This is a genomic window from Paractinoplanes lichenicola (assembly GCF_016785085.1).
In the GTDB taxonomy this organism is placed as follows: Bacteria; Actinomycetota; Actinomycetes; order Mycobacteriales; family Micromonosporaceae; genus Actinoplanes; species Actinoplanes lichenicola.
On record NZ_JAENHO010000002.1, the window covers coordinates 205178 to 223125 of the forward strand.

19 protein-coding genes are annotated in these 17948 nt (G+C 72.5%); 8 read left to right on the plus strand and 11 right to left on the minus strand.

Annotation, left to right across the window (positions count from 1 at the left end):
* Positions 1-7 precede the first annotated feature (7 nt).
* Genes JKJ07_RS05535 through JKJ07_RS05545 form a run of 3 tightly spaced genes read left to right on the plus strand, consistent with a single transcriptional unit; the run spans position 8 to position 2318 of the window.
* Positions 8-1111: an MBL fold metallo-hydrolase gene (locus JKJ07_RS05535; protein ID WP_202990156.1), complete on the plus strand. Its 1104-nt coding sequence runs from the start codon at positions 8-10 to the stop codon at positions 1109-1111.
* Entirely contained in the window at positions 1093-1665 is a 573-nt protein-coding gene (locus tag JKJ07_RS05540; protein WP_202990157.1) for a YdcF family protein, read from the plus strand. The genes JKJ07_RS05535 and JKJ07_RS05540 overlap by 19 nt, the downstream gene beginning before the upstream one ends.
* Positions 1666-1673: 8 nt before the next feature.
* Positions 1674-2318, plus strand: coding sequence for a glycosyltransferase family 2 protein (locus JKJ07_RS05545; RefSeq protein ID WP_202990158.1), 645 nt, complete (start codon positions 1674-1676; stop codon positions 2316-2318).
* A gap of 204 nt (positions 2319-2522) precedes the next feature.
* Here JKJ07_RS05545 and JKJ07_RS05550 read toward each other — a convergent pair whose 3' ends face one another.
* The 5 genes from JKJ07_RS05550 to JKJ07_RS05570 all read right to left on the minus strand — a co-directional run bounded on the left by JKJ07_RS05550 (position 2523) and on the right by JKJ07_RS05570 (position 6684).
* Positions 2523-2759 (minus strand): hypothetical protein, encoded by a 237-nt coding sequence (locus JKJ07_RS05550; RefSeq protein ID WP_202990159.1) that lies wholly within the window; start codon positions 2757-2759, stop codon positions 2523-2525.
* A 206-nt stretch (positions 2760-2965) separates the two neighbouring features.
* Positions 2966-4417: an MFS transporter gene (locus tag JKJ07_RS05555; RefSeq protein WP_202990160.1), complete on the minus strand. Its 1452-nt coding sequence runs from the start codon at positions 4415-4417 to the stop codon at positions 2966-2968.
* Positions 4414-4971, minus strand: a complete 558-nt coding sequence (locus tag JKJ07_RS05560) for an ArsR/SmtB family transcription factor (protein ID WP_202990161.1) — start codon at positions 4969-4971, stop codon at positions 4414-4416. The genes JKJ07_RS05555 and JKJ07_RS05560 overlap by 4 nt, the downstream gene beginning before the upstream one ends.
* Before the next feature lie 191 nt (positions 4972-5162).
* Complete coding sequence (locus JKJ07_RS05565) at positions 5163-6071, minus strand: diacylglycerol/lipid kinase family protein (RefSeq protein WP_202990162.1); 909 nt, start codon at positions 6069-6071, stop codon at positions 5163-5165.
* A 34-nt stretch (positions 6072-6105) separates the two neighbouring features.
* Entirely contained in the window at positions 6106-6684 is a 579-nt protein-coding gene (locus JKJ07_RS05570) for a GAF domain-containing protein (protein ID WP_202990163.1), read from the minus strand.
* A gap of 153 nt (positions 6685-6837) precedes the next feature.
* Between JKJ07_RS05570 and JKJ07_RS05575 the strand changes: the two genes are divergently transcribed.
* The gene (locus tag JKJ07_RS05575; RefSeq protein WP_307834131.1) at positions 6838-7674 is read left to right on the plus strand and encodes a PfkB family carbohydrate kinase; all 837 of its coding nucleotides are present in this window, start codon (positions 6838-6840) and stop codon (positions 7672-7674) included.
* On the plus strand, positions 7671-9887 hold the full coding sequence (locus JKJ07_RS05580) for a glycoside hydrolase family 65 protein (protein ID WP_202990165.1): 2217 nt from the start codon (positions 7671-7673) through the stop codon (positions 9885-9887). Before JKJ07_RS05575 ends, JKJ07_RS05580 begins: the two co-directional genes overlap by 4 nt.
* Positions 9888-9905: 18 nt before the next feature.
* On the opposite strand, the gene bioD is transcribed toward JKJ07_RS05580, so the two are convergent.
* Both bioD and JKJ07_RS05590 read right to left on the minus strand, forming a co-directional pair.
* Positions 9906-10682: a dethiobiotin synthase gene (bioD, locus tag JKJ07_RS05585; RefSeq protein WP_202990769.1), complete on the minus strand. Its 777-nt coding sequence runs from the start codon at positions 10680-10682 to the stop codon at positions 9906-9908.
* 449 nt (positions 10683-11131) lie between these two features.
* Positions 11132-12265 (minus strand): 8-amino-7-oxononanoate synthase, encoded by a 1134-nt coding sequence (locus tag JKJ07_RS05590; protein WP_202990166.1) that lies wholly within the window; start codon positions 12263-12265, stop codon positions 11132-11134.
* Positions 12266-12353: 88 nt separating this feature from the next.
* Between JKJ07_RS05590 and bioB the strand changes: the two genes are divergently transcribed.
* Together bioB and bsaP are read left to right on the plus strand one after the other, a co-directional pair.
* Entirely contained in the window at positions 12354-13349 is a 996-nt protein-coding gene (bioB, locus tag JKJ07_RS05595) for a biotin synthase BioB (RefSeq protein ID WP_202990167.1), read from the plus strand.
* Between the two features lies 1 nt (position 13350).
* Positions 13351-13527 carry a biotin synthase auxiliary protein BsaP gene (gene bsaP / locus JKJ07_RS05600; RefSeq protein WP_202990168.1) on the plus strand — a complete coding sequence of 59 codons (177 nt, stop codon included), beginning with the start codon at positions 13351-13353 and terminating at the stop codon, positions 13525-13527.
* On the opposite strand, the gene JKJ07_RS05605 is transcribed toward bsaP, so the two are convergent.
* Together JKJ07_RS05605 and JKJ07_RS05610 are read right to left on the minus strand one after the other, a co-directional pair.
* Positions 13524-14570, minus strand: coding sequence for a GNAT family N-acetyltransferase (locus JKJ07_RS05605; RefSeq protein WP_202990169.1), 1047 nt, complete (start codon positions 14568-14570; stop codon positions 13524-13526). The two genes, bsaP and JKJ07_RS05605, sit on opposite strands and share 4 nt — an antisense overlap.
* A gap of 108 nt (positions 14571-14678) precedes the next feature.
* Positions 14679-15407, minus strand: coding sequence for an ACT domain-containing protein (locus JKJ07_RS05610; protein ID WP_202990170.1), 729 nt, complete (start codon positions 15405-15407; stop codon positions 14679-14681).
* Positions 15408-15654: 247 nt separating this feature from the next.
* On the opposite strand from JKJ07_RS05610, the gene JKJ07_RS05615 reads away from it, so the two are divergent.
* Positions 15655-16353: a pyrimidine reductase family protein gene (locus JKJ07_RS05615; protein WP_202990171.1), complete on the plus strand. Its 699-nt coding sequence runs from the start codon at positions 15655-15657 to the stop codon at positions 16351-16353.
* Here the strand turns inward: JKJ07_RS05615 and JKJ07_RS05620 are convergent.
* Together JKJ07_RS05620 and JKJ07_RS05625 are read right to left on the minus strand one after the other, a co-directional pair.
* Entirely contained in the window at positions 16341-17252 is a 912-nt protein-coding gene (locus JKJ07_RS05620; protein ID WP_202990172.1) for a CU044_5270 family protein, read from the minus strand. The two genes, JKJ07_RS05615 and JKJ07_RS05620, sit on opposite strands and share 13 nt — an antisense overlap.
* A complete protein-coding gene (locus JKJ07_RS05625) occupies positions 17245-17835 on the minus strand; it encodes an RNA polymerase sigma factor (protein ID WP_202990173.1) in 591 nt (196 codons plus the stop codon). Before JKJ07_RS05625 ends, JKJ07_RS05620 begins: the two co-directional genes overlap by 8 nt.
* Positions 17836-17948: the final 113 nt, after the last annotated feature.

Genomic DNA, 17948 nt, shown 5'->3' on the forward strand with positions numbered 1-17948 from the left:
TGGTCGAATGGCGAAGCGAGGACGTACGGGATCATTGATTGCGCTGGCCCTGGGTGCGGCGGCGGTGTGGGTGGCGCGTGACATCCCGCGCCAGATGGGTGCCAAGGCCCGCGGCGAGCGGCTGGCCCGCATGCAGGCCTCGCCCCAGTTCGCGGAGGGCAAGTTCCACAACACCGTGCCCGCCACGATGCTGGCCGCCTCGTCGATGCCCAAGATCTTCGCCGCCACCCTGCGCGACCGGGAGCGCCGCCACCCGCGCCTGCCGATCCCGCTGGTCACTCCGGCCCCCGGCGCCACGGCCGACGGCTTGCACGTCACGTGGTACGGGCACTCGTCGGCGCTGGTCGAGATCGAGGGCAAGCGGGTGCTGCTCGACCCGGTGTGGAGCGAGCGGTGCTCACCGTCGCGGCTCTCCGGCCCCCGCCGCCTGCACGAGCCGCCGGTCGCGCTGCGCGACCTGCCCCCGCTCGACGCCGTGCTGATCTCGCACGACCACTACGACCACCTCGACATGGAGACCATTCAAAACCTGGTCGACCTGCAGGCCGCGCCGTTCCTGGTGCCGCTGGGCGTGGGCGCGCACCTCGAGCGCTGGGGCGTGCCGGCCACCCGCATCGTCGAGATGGACTGGAACGACAAGCACAAGGTGGCCGGCATCGAGTTCATCTCGACCGCCGCCCGGCACTTCAGCGGTCGCGGGCTCGGCCGTGACGGCACGCTCTGGACGAGCTGGGTCATCAACGGGCCCACCCGCAAGGTCTTCTACTCGGGCGACACGGGCTACTTCCCCGGGTTCGCCGAGATCGGCGAGCAGCACGGCCCGTTCGACGTCTCGCTGGTGCAGGTGGGCGCGTACAGCGAGTCGTGGCCCGACATCCACATGTTCCCCGAGGACGGCGTGGCCACCACCGTCGACGTCGGCGCCGGGCTGATGATCCCGGTCCACTGGGCGACGTTCAACCTGGCCCTGCACGACTGGGCCGAGCCGGTCGAGCGCACCTGGAGCGAGGCCAAGGCCCGAGGCGTACGGCTGGCCGTGCCGCGGCCCGGCGAGCGCGTCGACGTCGACAACCCGCCCGCGGTGGACGGCTGGTGGCAGCAGATCGCGTAGCGGCCGCGCTCCTGGTCCTCGGCAACGGGCTCGCCGCAGGTGAGCTGTCCCCCGGTTCGCTGGCCCGGGTGCGCGCGGCCGTCGCCCACCCGCCGGTCGAGCGGATCATCCTGGCCGGCGGCTGGGAGCAGGCCCGATCCGGCGCTCCCGAGCCGCCGGAAGGGTGCCGTGAGGGTGATCTGATGCGTCAGGTCGCCCTCGACGCGGGGGTCGACGCGGGGCTGCTGCGGATGGAGTGCCGGTCGCGCAGCACGCTGGAAAATCTGCTCAACGTGGTGGCGGACGGGCTGCTGGACGGGCTGTCGCTGGGCCCGTCGCGGCCGTTGGGTCTGGTCACGCACGCCTGGCACCTCCCCCGGGCGCGTTATCTGGCGCTCAAGGTGCTGGGGTTGCCGCCGCGGGCGCTGGTCGACGTGCCGGTGCCCGGCCGTGGGTCCCTCGTGGAGCAGGGATTGTTCACGGCGTCGCGGCTTTGGTTCTTCGGCGTGAAAGATCCGGCTGTGCTGCTGCGGCGCGAGCGCCGGATGGTAACGATGCTGCGACGCGGGGTATAGCTGCGCGCATGGTGCTGCTGCTGCCGGTTTATCAACCGTCGCCCGACCGGCTCCGGGCCCTGGCCGCCGAGTTCGAGCAGGTCGTCGTGGTGGACGACGGGAGTTCCGAGCCCGTCTCCGTGCCCGGGTGCGTGGTGCTGCGGCATCCCGTCAACCGCGGCAAAGGGGCCGCCTTGAAAACCGGTTTCGCGTACGTGGCCCAGGCGTACCCGGGCGAGCCGGTGATCTGCGCCGACGCCGACGGGCAGCACTCGGCGGCGGACATCCGGCGGGTGCTGGCGGCCGTGGAAGCGACCGACCGGCTGGTGCTGGGCGTGCGCCGGGTGCGGCGGATGCCGGCCCGCAGCCGGATCGGGAACGCGGTGACCCGGTCGGTGTTCCGGGCGGCGACCGGGCGGTGGGTGCGGGACACGCAGACGGGGCTGCGCGGGGTGCCGGGCGGGTTGCTGGAGTGGCTCGGCGAGGTGCCGGGGGAGCGGTTCGAATACGAGATGAACGTGCTGCTGCGGGCGGCTCGGGACGGGCATCCGATCGAGCAGGTGCCGGTGGAGACGACCTATCTGGACGGGAACGCGTCCTCACACTTCGGGTCGGTGCGGGACGCTGTGCGGGTTTATCGGTCGTTGCTGCGGTTCGTCGTGCTCGATCGGTGAGGGGCTGCGGCCGAACGCCGTTGTCCGACCGCAGTTTCCCGCCCTAGTTGATCACTGTTCCTGAACAGGGCCCACCCTTCCAAGGGGGCCCCCACCCTCGTCGCGGTCTGCCCCGGGTTGGCGGCATCGGCGAATGATGGCGCAGATCGCCGATGATCGCTTCGTGGCCTGTGGATAACCCCGGATTGTGGATAACCGCCGGGGTCAGTTTCCGGCGTCGTAGGCTGCCGCGAACATGACAGCCAGGATCACGAGGAGGACGGTCATGAATTGCGCGGTGGGGACCCAGGCGTGGGGCTGGGTGTGACGGGCGGCCCGCCTCTGCCGCCGGGTGGCCCGCCAGGCGGACGGATTGTGACCGTGGCGGTAGCCGACGACGATGACGGTGGCCGCAGTCAGAACGGATACGACGCCTACTGCGGAGCCCTGGTGGAACGTCATGGCGAACCCCCTGGAGATGCGTAGCGGTGCCGGATGGAAAGGCCAGTGTGGTGGCGGTCCGGCGGTGCAATCCAGGGGATATGCGGGCAGATACGGGCCTAAGGGGCGGTCGCCGGTCCTGGCGGGGACGAAGGCGGCTGTCGGCTATCCGACTGGCTCGGCCGCTCTCGTCGGTGGCTTCCCGGGCACGCCTTTGGCGTTCGACGTCACCGGCGATCCCGCCTTCCCCGAGAAGGCGGGGCGATGAGTGCCGGTTCCGGTGGGGCGATGAGTGCTGGTTCTCGTGGGGCGATGAGTGTCGGTTCCGGTGGGGCCGTGAGTGTCGGTGGCTGGCCGAGGGCTCGGTGCAGGCAGGGTAGGGCGAGGAACGGGGCGAGCGTGACGGCCAGGTAGAGAGCGCCCGCCGCGAGCAGGGCGGTGCGCAGGCCGGCGGCGTCGATCGAGAGGCCGCCCAGCAGGCCGCCGAGGGGGATGCCGGCGAAGGAGAGGGCGCCGATCGCGCCGAGGACGCGGCCGCGCAGGTGGGCGGGGATGCGTTCGTAGCCGACCGCCATCAGGATCGGGTTGAGGGTGGAAGCGGCCAGGCCGGCCCCGAACGCTACGGCCAGGACGAGCCACTGGTGGTCGGTGAGGGCGAGGGCGAAGAGCTTGGGGGAGCCGGCGAGCAGGGAGCAGATCGCGAACGTGGCGACGCGGGGGAGGCGTAAGGCCAGGACCGAGTAGGTGGCCGCGCCGAGTACGGCGCCCAGGCCGAAGACGCCGCCGATCCAGCCGAGCGCGGCGGGGCCGGCGCCGGTGTCGCGGACCCAGACGGGGAGGAAGACGGTCATGTAGGCCTGGTCGACGAGGTTGGTGACGAAGAGCATCGCGGTCACGGCTATGACCAGGCGGTCTCGGCGGAGGAAGGCGAATCCGGCGGCCAGACCGGTCTGTCCGGCGTTGCTGGGCGGGGTGGCGGCTCTGGGCGGGGCGACGGTTGCCGGCGGGGCGACGGTCGCGGGCGCGGGCGGGGTGGCGGCTTCGGGCGGGGTGACGGGTCCGGATGGGGTGGCGGCTTCTGGCGGAGTGGCGGCTTCTGACGCGGCGGGGGCGGTGGGGACACGGACTGTGGCGGCCACGATGAGGGCGCAGAAGGCGAACGACGCCGCGTCGATGGTCAGGACCAGGGCGGGGCCGAGGGTGGTGACGAGGATGCCGCCGAGGGGGAGGCCGACCAGCAGGGCGGCGCGGGCGAAGCCCTCGACGAGGGCCGTGGCGCGGGCCATGGGCGTACGGGAAGCCTCGATCACCTGGGGCAGGAGGGCGCGTTTGGCTACGTTGCCGCAGCCGCCGATCGTGCCGGCCAGCGCGACCGTGGTGACCAGGCGGGCGAAGGTCAGCTGGCCGGTCAGGTGGAGCAGCGGGATCAGGCCGACCACGAACGCGCTGGCGACGTCGGCGGTGATGGCGACGCGGCGTGGTCCGATGTGGTCGACCAAGGCGCCGCCGACGATGCCGGCCAGCACGAACGGCAGCGTCTGGGCCAGGGCGACTATGCCGACCCGGGTGGCCGAGCCGGTCGTGACCAGCACCAGCCAGGGGACGGCGACGGTCGCGATGTGACTGCCGGCCAGTGAGACCGCCTCGGCCGCGAGCAGGCCGGCCAAGGGGCGTTTCATTCGGCGGGCCGGTCGAGCATGGGGAGGATCTGCCACTGGACGCTGACGCGGGTGGCGTCGGCGGGGGCCGCGGCGGCGTATTCGTCGACCAAGGCTTTGACGCGGGCCCGCAGCTCGACGGCCTGGGCGGCGGAGAGGCGGGGCTGCTCGGTGGCCAGGAAAAACGCGTCCTGCCACGGTTCCGGCAGGCTGGGGAGGTCGCCGATGGTGGCCTCGACCCGCTGGAAGTCGGCCGCGGCGACGGCCCGCAGATAGCCCTCGGCCTGGTCGAAAGCCTCGCGGCTGGTGGCCGGGTCGAGGTCCGTACGGGCGTGGGTCGCCTGCCACCAGCGCTCACGGCCGGTGCGGTCGCCGGCGTCCTCGACGAAGCCGTAGGCGGCCAGTTGGCGCAGGTGGTAGCTGGTGGCGCCGCTCGACTGGCCCAGCTGGCCGGCGAGTTTGCTGGCCGTCGAGGGGCCGTGCTCGCGCAGCAGGTTGAGCATTCGGACGCGGAGCGGGTGCGCCAGGCCGCGCAGCGTTCTCGGGTCCAGGCGGCTGCCCTCATCACTCTTCATACATGCAAAGCTATCTTTGCAAAGTAATCTTTGCAACCCTGGCAATGAGGGGGTTGAAGTGCGGGTGAGGGCGGGCGAGGGGCGAGCCAGGCAGGTGGCGAGCAAGAAGCCGGGCACAACGCGGCGGCGGTGGGCGAGGAAGGGGTAGCGGCAAGCGGGGTCAGGAGAGGGCGGGCGGCGGCGAGTGGGGGTTAGGAGAGGGGGGAGGGCTTGCGGGGGACGCAGATTTTGGCGGCGCCGGGGGCGACCTTGGCGGAGAACGACTTTGTCTTGGTGCGGGCGCCGCCGTCGAGTTCGTATTCCATTTTGGATTGGAGTTTGACGTCGACGCGGCGAGCGCGGGTGGTGCGGACGAAGGGGGAGCTGTCGCTGCGGCCGACGGCCATCGTGCCCAGGGCTCGGGCCCACTGCAGGGCGCCCTGGGCCGTGGCCACGCCGACGTCGAGCCAGCCGTCGTCGGGCTTGGCGTCGTCGAAGGCGCGGATGCCGCCGGTGATCGTGCCGACGTTGCCGATCAGGACGCAGCTGGCCTCGTCGTCGAACCACTTCGTGCCGTCGATTTTGATGGTTGCCGTGGCGGGGGCCTCGTTGACGTGGCGGACGCCGGCCCAGACGTAGGCGAGCTTGCCCAGGCGGTCCTTGAGGTTGCGGTCGGCGTCGCTGATCATCGCGCCGTCGAAGCCGACGCCTGCCATCACGCCGAAGTATTCGCCCTCGAAGCGGCCTAGGTCGATGCGGTGCGGCGTGCCGTGCAGGGCGATCTCGACGGCCTCGGGCAGGTCGGCCGGGATGCCCAGGTTGGTCGCCAGCAGGTTGCCGGTGCCGGCCGGGATGATGCCGACCGGGGTCTTGGCGCCCAGCCGGCCGACGACGTCGAGCGACCGCTGCACCATGCCGTCGCCGCCCCACACGATCAGGCGGTCGACTTTGGACTCGAGCGCCTTCTTCACCGCCGCCGGGGCCTTCTTGCTCTTCGGCACCTCGTGCCAGAGCAGGTCGTCGATGCCGGCGTCGGTCAGGCGGCGGCGCAACTCGTCCAGGCCGCCGCCCAACGTCTTCTTCTGGTGCGCTACTACAGCGATCGTGCGGGGGGTTCGCATGCGGTGCGAACTACCCGAAGCGCCGGATTCGTAATCAGCTGACCGTCTCGCGCATGCGCTGCTCGGCCGCCGCGCTGCGGATCACCATGAGCCGCAGCTCGAGCTCGTCGGACACCATGGAGGCGAGGTGTTCCAGGGCCTGGAGCTGCCGTTTCGACGCCTCGCGGGGGCGGTTGTCGATCACGTTGACGGTGCCGAGGCGATACCCGTCGTGGGTGCGGATCGGTGCGGCGGCGTAGAAGCGCAGGCCCAGGTCGCCGCGGACGAGCGGGTGCTCGAGCGTACGGGGGTCGACGGCCGCGTTGTTGATCACGTAGACGTCGTCCTGGGCGATGACCGACGCGCACAGCCCCGGCTCCTTGCCCACCTCCCGTACGCCGGACAGGCCCTGACACGCGGCCAGCCACACCCTGTCCTGCTCGACGAGCGACACGGTCGCGATCGGCGTGTCGAAGATGGCGCCCGCCACGTACGCGATCCGGTCGTACGCGTCCTCGACCGGCTGGTCGACCAGCCGGTAACGCCGGACGGCCTCGAGGCGCGCCTGCTCCTCCGGACCGACGGTGTCCAGATATTCGTACGCGTTCGACGACACGGGGTTGCTGTTGGTCATGGCCGGTGATCCCCCTCACAGTGGCAACGGTGCATGGAAGCCTAGAAAGGGCATCCGTGTCCCGCAATGCTCTCGATGGGCGAATTGAGTTCTCAGGCAAGCCTCAGCCGCGGATGTCGCACAACCAGTCGGTTGCTGGGTACTCATCTGCACGTGACAGCACCCACCGCCGCCGTGATCGGTCAACTCGCCCGCGACCTGGTTCTCACCGTAGACCGGCTGCCCGATCCCGGCAGTTCGGCCGCCGCGGGTGAGCGCCGCGAGCAACTCGGCGGCAAGGGCGCGAACCAGGCGGTCGCCCTCGCTCAACTCGGCGTGCGTCCGTCGTTGATCGCGGTGGCGGGCGACGACGCGACCGGCGACGCCCTGCTCGCCCAGGCGGTCGCGGACGGCATCGACGTACGCGCGGTCGTGCGCCGCCGCGGCGAGGCGACCGGGGTGATCGTCGAGATCCTCGAGTCCGGTGGCGACTACCGCTACATCGAGCACCTGCCGCCGCCCGTGCTGCTCGCCGAGGCCGACATCCTGCGCGCCCGCGACACGATCGCGCAGTCCGACGCCGTGCTCGTGCAACTTCAGCAACCCGCCGCGGCGGCGCTGGCCGCGGCCCGCATCGGTCACGAGGCCGGGCGGCTGGTCGTCCTCGACGGCGAGATCAAGGACAAGACCCTGCTCCCGTACGCCGATGTGGTGCGCGCCGACGAGGAGGAGTCCGGCGACCTGGGGGAGGACCTGCTCGACCACGGCCCGAAACTGCTCGCGATCGCGCAGTCCGACGGCAACCTGTTCCTGTGGAAGGGCGGCCGGTTGAAGATCCCGCTGGGGGACGTGGCGGCGGTCGACACCACCGGCGGCGGGGACTCGTTCGTGGCCGCGCTGACCGCCGCGCTGCTGGCCGGCGAGTCCTACGAGGAGGCGGCGCAGCGGGCCACGGCCGCCTCCGGGTCCACCGTGCAGCATGTCGGCGGCCGTCCGGAGCTGGGCCGATGAGCCGGATCGGACCGGCCGAGCCGTGGGTCGTACGGGAAATCGGTCTGCCCTCGGACGACGCCGGGCACAGGCAGGCGGAATCGTTGTTCGCGCTGGCCAACGGGCACATCGGGCTGCGCGGCAACCTGGACGAGCCGCAGCCGAGCGGGATGCCGGGCACGTTTCTGAACTCGCTCTACGAGGTGCGCGACCTGACCTATCCGGAAGCCGGGTTCGCGTTCCCCGAGCGTACGGAAACCGTGGTGAACGCCCCCAACGGCAAGCCGATCAACCTGACCGTCGGCGGCGAGACGTTCGATCTGCGCACCGGGGAAGTGCGCCGGCATGAGCGAGTGCTCGATCTGCGCGCGGGCACGCTCACCCGCGAGGTCGAATGGGTGTCACCCGGCGGGGTCGAGGTGCGGTTGCGCAGCGTACGGGTGGTGTCGTTCGAGCGTCCGTCGGTGGCCGCGATCCGCTACTCCGTCGAGGCCGACGCCGAGCTGCGCGTCGACTCCGACGTGGCCGTCGACGAGGCGCAGCCCCCGCCGCGCGACGACCCCCGGGCCAGCGCCGTGATCGAGGACGCCTTCGTGCCCGTCTTCCACGACCGTGACCTGCTCGTGCATCGCACCCGCCGCAGCGGCATCACGGTCGCCGTGGCCGTGACGCACCTCGGGCCCGAGGGCGAGATCGTCACCGGTCCCGACCGGCTGCGCTGGACGACCACCGCGCACGGCTCGATCGCGTTCGACAAGATCTTCGCGTACGGGTGGGACGGGCTCGACCAGCGCGACAAGGCGCGCGCCGACCGGGACGCCGCCGCCCGCGCCGGTTTCGACGAGCTGCTGGCCGAGCAGCGCCGCTATCTGGACGACTTCTGGGCGTACGCGGACATCGAGCTGGACGGCGACGAACTGGTGCAGCAGGGTGCGCGCTTCGGGCTGTTCCACGTGCTGCAGGCGGGCGCGCAGGCCGGGCCGCACCCGATCCCGTCGAAGGGGCTGACCGGCAACGGGTACGACGGGCACACGCTCTGGGACAACGAGTCGTACGTGCTGCCGGTGCTCACCTACACGCATCCGGCCTGCGTCGGCCAGGCCCTGCGCTGGCGGCACAGCACGCTCGACCAGGCCCGCGAGCGCGCCCGGGAGCTCAAGCTCGACGGCGCGGCGTTCCCGTGGCGGACGATCAGCGGGCCCGAGTGCTCCGGCTATTGGCCGGCCGGGACGGCGGCGCTGCACATCAACGCCGACATCGCGGACGCGGTGCTGCGCTACCACGCGGCCTCCGGCGACGACGTGTTCATGCGCGAGGCCGGCGACGAGCTGATCGCCGAGACCGCGAAACTGTGGCGCAAGGTGGCCTACCTGGACGAGGAGGGCGTCGCGCACATCGCCGGGGTGACCGGGCCGGACGAATACACGGCGCTGATGGACGACAACGTCTTCACCAACCTGATGGCCCGGCGCAACCTGCGCGCGGCGGCCCTCGACGAGGTGTCCGGGCACATCGCCGAGCGGCTGGCCGTCCCGTACGACGAGCGGCGGCAGGTGCACGAGCAGTCGGCGGGCTTCACGCGGCTCGACGAGTGGAAGTCCTTCGCGGACGAGGACTATCCGCTGATGCTGCACCACCACTACCTCAACCTGTATCGCAAGCAGGTGGTCAAGCAGGCCGACCTCGTGCTCGCGATGGTGCTGTGCGGCGACGAGTTCACCCTGGACGAGAAGCGGCGCAACTTCGAGTACTACGAGGCCCGTACGGTGCGGGACTCGTCGCTCTCGGCGCCCGTGCAGGCGGTGCTCGCGGCCGAGCTGGGCCATCTGTCGCTCGCCCACGACTATCTGGCCGAGGCCGCCCTGCTGGATCTGCGCGCGGGGGGCGAGTCCGGCGGCGACGGGCTGCACATCGCGGCCTGCGCCGGGGCGTGGATCGCGGTGGTGATGGGCTTCGGCGGGCTGCGGGACACGGGCGGGCGGTTGTCGCTCTCGCCCCGCATCCCGCCGCGGCTGAACCGGCTGCGGTTCCGGCTGCGCTGGCGGGGAGCCGGCCTCAGCGTGACGGTGACGCCCGAGAAGGTGACCTATCAGGTCTCGTCGGGCGGGATCGAATTCCGCCACTACGGCGACGTCGTCTCGCTCAACGAGGGCGAAGAGGTGACCTTCAAGCTCGACCCGATCGACGACCGGCCGGCGCCACCGACGCCGCGCCCGCCCGGCCGAGCCGAGTGACCGCCGCGCTCAGCGGCCTTAGTGGTGGCCGTCGCCTGACTCCTCGGCCCAGACTCGCCAGTTCTCCAGGTCGCCGTAGAGACCGGGGGTGAGCCAGCCGGGGGCCGAGCGGCGGAAGACGCCGGGATCCATCGAGCCCGCGCCCTCGGGCAGCGCGCCGACCAGGTGGGGGACCAGCTCGCTCAGGTTGGCCCAGTGCACCAGGTCGGGGTGGGCGGGCCAGGCGCCGATGACCACGCCCGCGGGAACGCCCCGGCGGGCCAGGGCCTCGAGGGTCAGGGCGGTGTGGTTGAGCGTGCCCAGGCCGGCCCGGGCCACCACGATCGTGCTCAGGCCCAGCGTGGTGGCCAGGTCGGCGACCGTCCAGGACTCGCCGGAGGGGCGCACGCCCATCGGGACGAGCAGGCCGCCGGCGCCCTCGACGAGCACCAGGTCGTGCTTGTCGGCCTCGGCGCGGATGGCGTCGACCACCTCGTAGAGCTCGAGCGGGGGCATCTCGGCCACCGTGGCGGCAGCCAGGGGGGCCATGGGCTCGGGATATTCGGCCAGGGTGCGGGTGGTGTCGGGCGCGGCCAGGCGGGTGATCACGTCGATGTCGGTCGGCGCGCCGGTGTTGATGCCGGTCTGGCCGGGCTTGATGACGGCCACCGTGAGGCCCGAGGCCTGGGCGGCGGCGGCCACGGCGGCCGTGACTATGGTCTTGCCGACCTCGGTGTCGGTGCCGGTGACCAGCACGATGCCGCGCCACTCGCCCTTCGCGGAGCGGCGGGGGGAGGGCTGAGCCTGGGCGGCCAGCTCGGCCGAGACCTCGGCACCGATCGCCTCGGCACTGGGCAGGTCGTCGAGCCCGGGGGCGGCGGGCGCCGGCGAGACCGGCACCGGCACGTCGGGCAGCGGCACGTCGGGCAGCGGATGGCCGGGTGAGGGGGCCGGTGAGATCGGCGTGGGGAGCGGGGGCTCCGGTGTGGACGGCACGCCGGGCGCGGGCGAGACGGGCACGACCGGCTCGGGCTCGACCGCCGGGGCGGTGCCGGCCGGCGGGGTGGTCTCGGCGGCGCGCTGGGCGGGCAGCGGGGTGGCGACCGAGGCCGGGACGGTCAGCGCGTCCAGTTCGACCGGTGCGAGCACACGCTCGGGATCGACGGCCCGGGTCGGGGGTGTGAAGCCGCCGCCCCGCGCTGTCCAGACCACGGTGGCGGCCGGCAGGCGGGTCAGCAGGGCGGTCAGGCTGATCGAGGTGGGGGTCACGGCGAGCACTCCACGATGACGTCGAGGGCACGGGCGAAATCGGCGTCGGAGACCCCGGCGTTGAGGGTCAGGCGCAGCCGGGAGGAGCCGTCGGGGGTGGACGGCGGGCGGAAGCAGCCGACGGCCACGCCGCGGTCGCGGCAGTCGTCGGCCCAGCCCAGGGCGGCCTCGGGGCCGGGAGCAAGCACCGAGAGCACGCCGGCGGCGGGCGGGGACACCTCGAAGCCGGCCGCGCTCAGCCGGGCGACCGTCTGGGCCGCTCGGGAAGTGAGCAGCGCGCGCCGGTCGTCGGCGGCCCGGGCGAGGCGCAGCGCCTCGTGCACCCCGGCGGCCACGGCGGGCGGCAGCGCGGTGTCGTAGATGAACGTGCGGCCGGTGTCGATCAGGTGGCGGGTGAACGCCGCGGGCCCGGCGACCACGCCGCCGGCGCCGCCCAGCGACTTGGACAGCGTCGCGGTGACGACCACATCGGAGCGGCCCGCCAGCCCGGCCGCGACCACGCCGCCGGCGCCGGCCGGGCCCAGCAGACCGAGCGCGTGGGCGTCGTCGATCAGCAGCAGGGCGCCGCGGGCCGAGGTCACCTCGTGCAGCTCGGCCAGGGGCGCGAGGTCGCCGTCGACCGAGAACACCGACTCGGTCACCACCAGGGCGCGGCCAGGATGCTCATCGAGCAGGGCGGCGACCGCGGCCGGCGAGTTGTGGGGGGCGACGACCGTACGGGTGCCTGAGATCTTGCAGCCGTCGATCAGCGAGGCGTGGTTGTACGCGTCGGAGACGATCAGGTCACACACGGATGTGAGGCTGCGCACGGCGGCCAGGTTGGCCAGATAGCCCGACGAGAACACCAGCGCCGACTCCGCGCCCAGCCAGGCGGCCAGGTCGGACTCGAGCTCGGCGTGCGCCACCGACGAGCCGCGGACCAGGCGGGAACCGGTGGCCCCCAACCCGTACGCCTGGAGGCTCTGAGCCGAGGCCTCGATCACCGCCGGATGGGTGGCCAGGCCGAGATAGTCGTTGCCGGCCAGATCGACGACGGGGTCGCCGGCCGGTCGCGGCCGCAGCCGACGGGTCAGCCCTGCCTTGGCCCTGCTCGAGGCCAGGCTCTCCAGGGCGTCCAACCAGCCCGCCAAAACACCTCCACGGATCACGAGAAGGGGAAACTACCACCCGCCTCCGACAGTCCGGCTGGACCCAAGTGCTTGTTGTTATGGTGCGGACATGTCAGAGATCCTCGACCGGGCCCGCTCTCAAGTGCTCAACGACGGTGTCGGCCTCGACGAGGCGCAGATTCTCGAAGTGCTGCGGCTCCCCGACGACGCGCTGCCCGAGCTGCTGCAGCTCGCCCACGACGTCCGCATGAAGTGGTGCGGCCCCGAGGTCGAGGTCGAGGGCATCGTCTCGCTCAAGACCGGCGGCTGCCCGGAGGACTGCCACTTCTGCTCGCAGTCGGGTCTGTTCGCCTCGCCCGTACGCTCGGTCTGGCTCGACATCCCGTCGCTGGTCGAGGCGGCCAAGCAGACCGCGGCCACCGGCGCCACGGAGTTCTGCATCGTGGCCGCCGTGCGCGGGCCCGACCAGCGCCTGATGACGCAGATGCGCGAGGGCGTCAAGGCGATCAAGGCCGAGGTCGACATCCAGGTCGCGGCCAGCCTCGGCATGCTCACCCAGGAGCAGGTCGACGACCTGGTCGACATGGGCGTGCATCGCTACAACCACAACCTCGAGACCTGCCAGTCGCACTTCCCCCACGTGGTGACCACGCACACATGGGAGGAGCGCTGGGGCACGCTCAAGATGGTGCGCGACTCGGGCATGGAGGTCTGCTGCGGCGGCATCCTGGGCCTGGGCGAGACGCTGGAGCAGCGGGCCGAGTTCGCGGCCCAGCTGGCCGAGCTCGACCCGCACGAGGTCCCGATGAATTTCCTCAACCCGCGCCCGGGCACGCCGCTGGGCGACCAGCCGGTGGTCGAGGGCAAGGACGCGTTGCGGGCCATCGCGGCCTTCCGGCTGGCCATGCCGCGCACGATCCTGCGCTTCGCCGGCGGCCGCGAGATCACCCTGGGCGACCTGGGCACGCGCGACGGGCTGCTGGGCGGCATCAACGCGGTGATCGTCGGCAACTACCTGACGACGCTGGGCCGCCCCGCCACCAGCGACCTGGAGCTGCTGCAGGATCTGAAAATGCCGGTCAAGGCACTCTCGGCGACGATCTGAGATGTTTTGTGACCGCTGCGGCAACCAGGCCGCCGAGGGGGATCACACGGCGTGCGCGGCGGCTCGTGAGCTGGAGCCGCCGCGCTTCTGCCCCGAGTGCCGCCGGCGCATGAAGGTGCAGGTCGTGCCGACCGGCTGGACCGCGTCGTGTGTCGAGCACGGCACCCGTACGGCCTAGAAGGTCGCCGGAGTCTCCTCGCCCACCGGTCGCGCGCCGGGCACGGGCAGCGTCACGGTGGCCATCGCGCCGTCGCGGTCGGCCGTGCCCGCGCCCAGCCGCCGCAGCGTGCGCAGCATCGCCACGTTGTCGGCCGCCGTGTGCGCGAGCAGGGCCGCGATCTGGGCCCGCTCGGCGTGCGCGAGCAGCCGGCGCAGCAGGGCCGTGCCGATGCCGCGGCGCTGCCAGTCGTCCTCGACCAGCATCGCGACCTCGGCCAGGTCACCCTCGGCGAGCAGGTTGCCCATCGCCACCACTCGCTCGCCGGCCAGCGCGATCAGCGTGCGCCCGGTGCCGGTCGGCTCGAGCAGGCGGGCCAGCCGGGCCTCGCCCGGGGCGCCCCCACCCAGGTAACGGCGCTGCAGGGAGGCCGCGGAGCAGCGCTCGTGCAGACCCCGTACGGCGTCCAGGTCGTGACTCGTGGCGGCCCGGATCACCAGCTCGGCGCCGTCGGGCAGCAGCAGCGTGATCTGCTCGTCCTGCCGGCGCAGCATCGAGCCGGACAGCTCGACCAGGGCCTGGGCCCGTGCGTATTCCGCCGGGGTGAACGCCGGCAGCCGCCGCAGCACCTCGAACGAGCCGCCGGCCGGGTCGGCCAGGGTCATCCGGGCCGCTTCGTAGCCGGGGCGGCCGGCGAGCGGCTCCGGCCGCCAGCGCACCTCGGTCGCGTCGAGCAGGGCGACCAGCGCCTCGCCCAGCGCGTCGGACTCGTGCACGAGCCGCCCGGCCAGCGCCAGCGCCCGTGTGGGCTGGTCGACCAGGCCCTGGGCCTCGGCCCGGGACACATAGGCATCCCGGCCGCGGCCCTTGGCGATCGCGGCGAGCAGTTCGGCCTCGCTCATCGAGTCGGGCGCGTCGACCAGGAAGTCGTCGACCGCGCCGGCCTCGGTGGTGTGCACCTGGACGGCGAGGATGTTGACCGACCGCAGCGCGAGGCTCGCGGTCAGGACGGAGAGATAGCCCGGCCGGTCGTCAACCGTTGCCCGGATCCGCCACAGCGCCATGTCCGGCACCCCTTTCGGCGAGTCACGTTCAGCTCTGTTCCGGGGTCAATTCTCCTCCGCGGCTGTTAACCGGACATTGCTTGAGCTGGGAATTCGGGGAGAGTCCGGTCACAGGGCCGACGGCACGGCGGCGTCGAGCCGGTCGCCCAGGATGACCGCGGCCGCGCGCACCAGCTGGGCCACCCGGTCCACCTCGGTGATGTGGAAGGCGGCGGCGGGCAGGTCCTCCTCGTCCGTACGGGCCACGACGAGCACCAGCCCGGCCCGGCCGAACGGGGCGATCGCGTACCGCGTGTTGTCGGGCGCGGTGAGCGGCCGGGCCCGCAGCGGGGTGATCTCGGGCAGCTGCAGCGGGGCCGGGGCGCGCCAGCTCGCGTACGCGATCGTCGGCTCGGCGCCGAAGCTGAGGCCGGGCTCGGCGGGCAGCGGCCGGGGCGCGCCGGAGCGGGCGGCCCAGTCGGCCGGCACGAACGCCGCGGCGGCCCAGTCGGCGGCCAGCAGGCCGGGCACGGCGTCGACCAGCGTGGCCAGCCCGTCGGCCGGGTTCGCGGCCACCTGGGCCAGCAGCTCGGCGTCGTGACCGCCCGAGACGGGGGCGCCGATCGCCTTCCACACGCCGTCGACCTGCACGCCGGGAATGGCGGCGAGACCGGCCAGCAGCCGCTCCACGCGGGAGGCGCCCGGCCAGACGACCGTGAAGTCGTCGACGGCCCGGCCGCCGAGGCGTTCCAGCACCACCACCTGCACGATGTCGGCCCCGGCGACGCCCAGCGTGCGAGCCACCTGACCGAGGGCGCCGGGGCGATCGGGCAGTGTGACTCGAACCCGCAGCAACATGCGACTCCTCCCGTCGGCAAGACGGCACGGTTATGCCATCCCCGTAGGCGACCAGCCTGCCAATTCGGCGTTTCGCCCGGGTTGCGGAGCCGTGTCCTCCGGCGACAAAAATCCCGGGGTAGGGTCGGGTCGTGATCTGTCAGGCCTGCCGGGACAGGCGACATGACGACTGCCGCGGCGGCTCGTGGTGCGACTGCCAGCACCGCGCGCCCGAGCCGATCCCGCCGGTGACCGGGCCGCCCGGCCCATGACGACGTTCCCCGCGTGGCCGTCGAACCGGGACGGGCTGGTCGAGCTCTATCCGCGTAATCCGGGGCCGACGCTGCGGATGAACTTCATCGCCAGCGCCGACGGGGCGGTGACCGTCGACGGGCTCTCGGGCGGGCTGCACGGGCCCGGCGACAAAGAGATCTTCGACTCGCTCCGGATGGTCTGCGACGCCTTGATCGTCGCCGCGGGCACGGTCCGGGCCGAGAACTACGACGCGCTGCGGCTGACCGAGGACGCGCGGGCCTGGCGGGTGGCTAACGGCCTGCCCGAGTTCCCGCTCATGGTGATCGTCTCGCGCTCGCTGACCTTCGACCTCGACCAGCTCGTCTTCTCCGACGCCCCGATCCGCCCGATCGTGATCACCACGGGGCCGGCCCGCAGCCTGGGTGACGCCGCCGAGGTCGTCGCCGTGACAGACCTGGCCCAGGCCGTACGGGAATTGCACGCGCGCGGCGCCACGCAGTTGCTCTGCGAGGGCGGCCCCAGCCTGTTCGGGTCGATGATCTCGGAGGACCTGGTCGACGAGCTCTGCCTGACGGTGTCGCCGCTGCTCGTCGGTGGTGGCCCCGGCCGCATCTCGACCGGCGCCACCACCACCCCCCGCGGCATGTCCCTGCGTCACGTGCTGACGCTCGAGGACATGCTCTTTCTCCGGTACGTCCGTCAGGGCAGCTGACCGGCCCGGTCGACGATCGCGATCCGCAGCTGGGCCGTGAAGTTGATGACGGCGCCCTTCTTCACGTCGGGCAGCTCGCCCACGACCACGCTGCGCTCGCCGAGGAACTTGTACGTCTTCTCGTCGAAGATCAGGTCCTGCCGGAAGAAGGCGTCGGCCCGGGAGACCGCGACGCCGCGCCGCCCGGCGAAGTCGGTCCGCGGCACCGTCTTGGTGCCCGGGATCGTGGCCGCGGCCTCGAAGAGCGCGGCCAGCGCGGCCGGCGGCAGATACTGCTCGCGCAGGGTCTCGCTGACCTTGGTGAACGCGATCTGGTCGACCGGGATGCCCTTCGGGTTGGGCTTGGCGTCCTGGTAGAGGAACGCGCGCATCGCCTTGGCGTCGGTCGGCAGCTTGTCCCGATAGGCGGGGAAGCCCGCGTCCAGCGGGGTGTCGCCGTCCTTCTCGCGCAGCAGGCCGGTCCGGGTGCCGTCGACCGATTGCCAGACCTGGCGGCGCCGCTCCGACGGTGCCGTCTCCCCGTCCGCCCCGACCCCGGCCCGGCGCCCGGTGCCGGCGTAGCGCGACTCGACGTAGACGAACTGGTCGGGCCGGGCCTTCAGCACCGGTTCGCGGCGGGCCTCGGCGGCGGCCAGGCGCAGCACTCGCACGGCGTCGGAGGCGGTGGCCGGGGCCGGGCCTTGACCGGGTTGTCCGGCCGGCTCGGAGGGGAGCGTGAGCACGCCGGCCACTCCGACGGCCACGGCCAGCGCCGCCGCGGGCGCCAGTCGCCAGACCCATCTCGTACGGGGCCGGGGTGGCTCGGCCCGGAACATGGCGGCCCGGGCACTGGCCAGGACGTCGGGCGCGGGCGGGGGCACGTCGGCGCGGAACTTCTCCATCAGGTCGAGGTCATTCATCGTCGATCCCGTTCGTTTCGTTCAGGTGAGGAAGGGCGGCGCGCAGGCGTTTGCGGGCGCTGTGCAGCCGGGAGCGGACGGTGCCGAGCGGGATGCCCAGCGCCTCGGCGACCTCCGGATAGCTGAGCTGGGCCTGGCTGATCAGGGTCAGCACGTCGCGCTCGCCCGCGTTGAGCCGCGCGAGCGCTCCGGCCAGGGCGCGCACCTGCTCGGAGGCGTCGACCCGGGCCGACACGCGGTCGTCGTGACCGGCCAGGGCCAGATCGATGCCCGTACGGGCCAGCGCGTGATACTGCCGGGTCTCGGCCCGCTGGTGGCCGCGCAGCAGGTTGGCCGCGATGCCGTAGAGCCAGGGCAGCGCGTCCGGCCGGCCGGTGTCGTACCCGGCTCGGCTCCGGAAGGCGGTGAGGAAGGTCTCGGCGGTCAGGTCGTCGGCGAGCGTGGTGCCGGCCCGGCGCGACAGATAGCGGTGGATGGTGGTGGCATGCCGGTCGAAGACCGATCCGAACGCCTCGGGCCGGCTGGCGGAGAGCTGGATCAGGTCGCCGTCGGTGAGCTCGGCCCGCGTGGCCGTCGGTCTCATGCGCGCCCTTTCCGGTCGGTGGGAGTTCCGTCACCCCGTCTTTGACCGATCGGCTCACATCGGTTCGTTCCCGGGCGCGCCTCCACCCGTACGTCAAGATCTTGTGGATAACT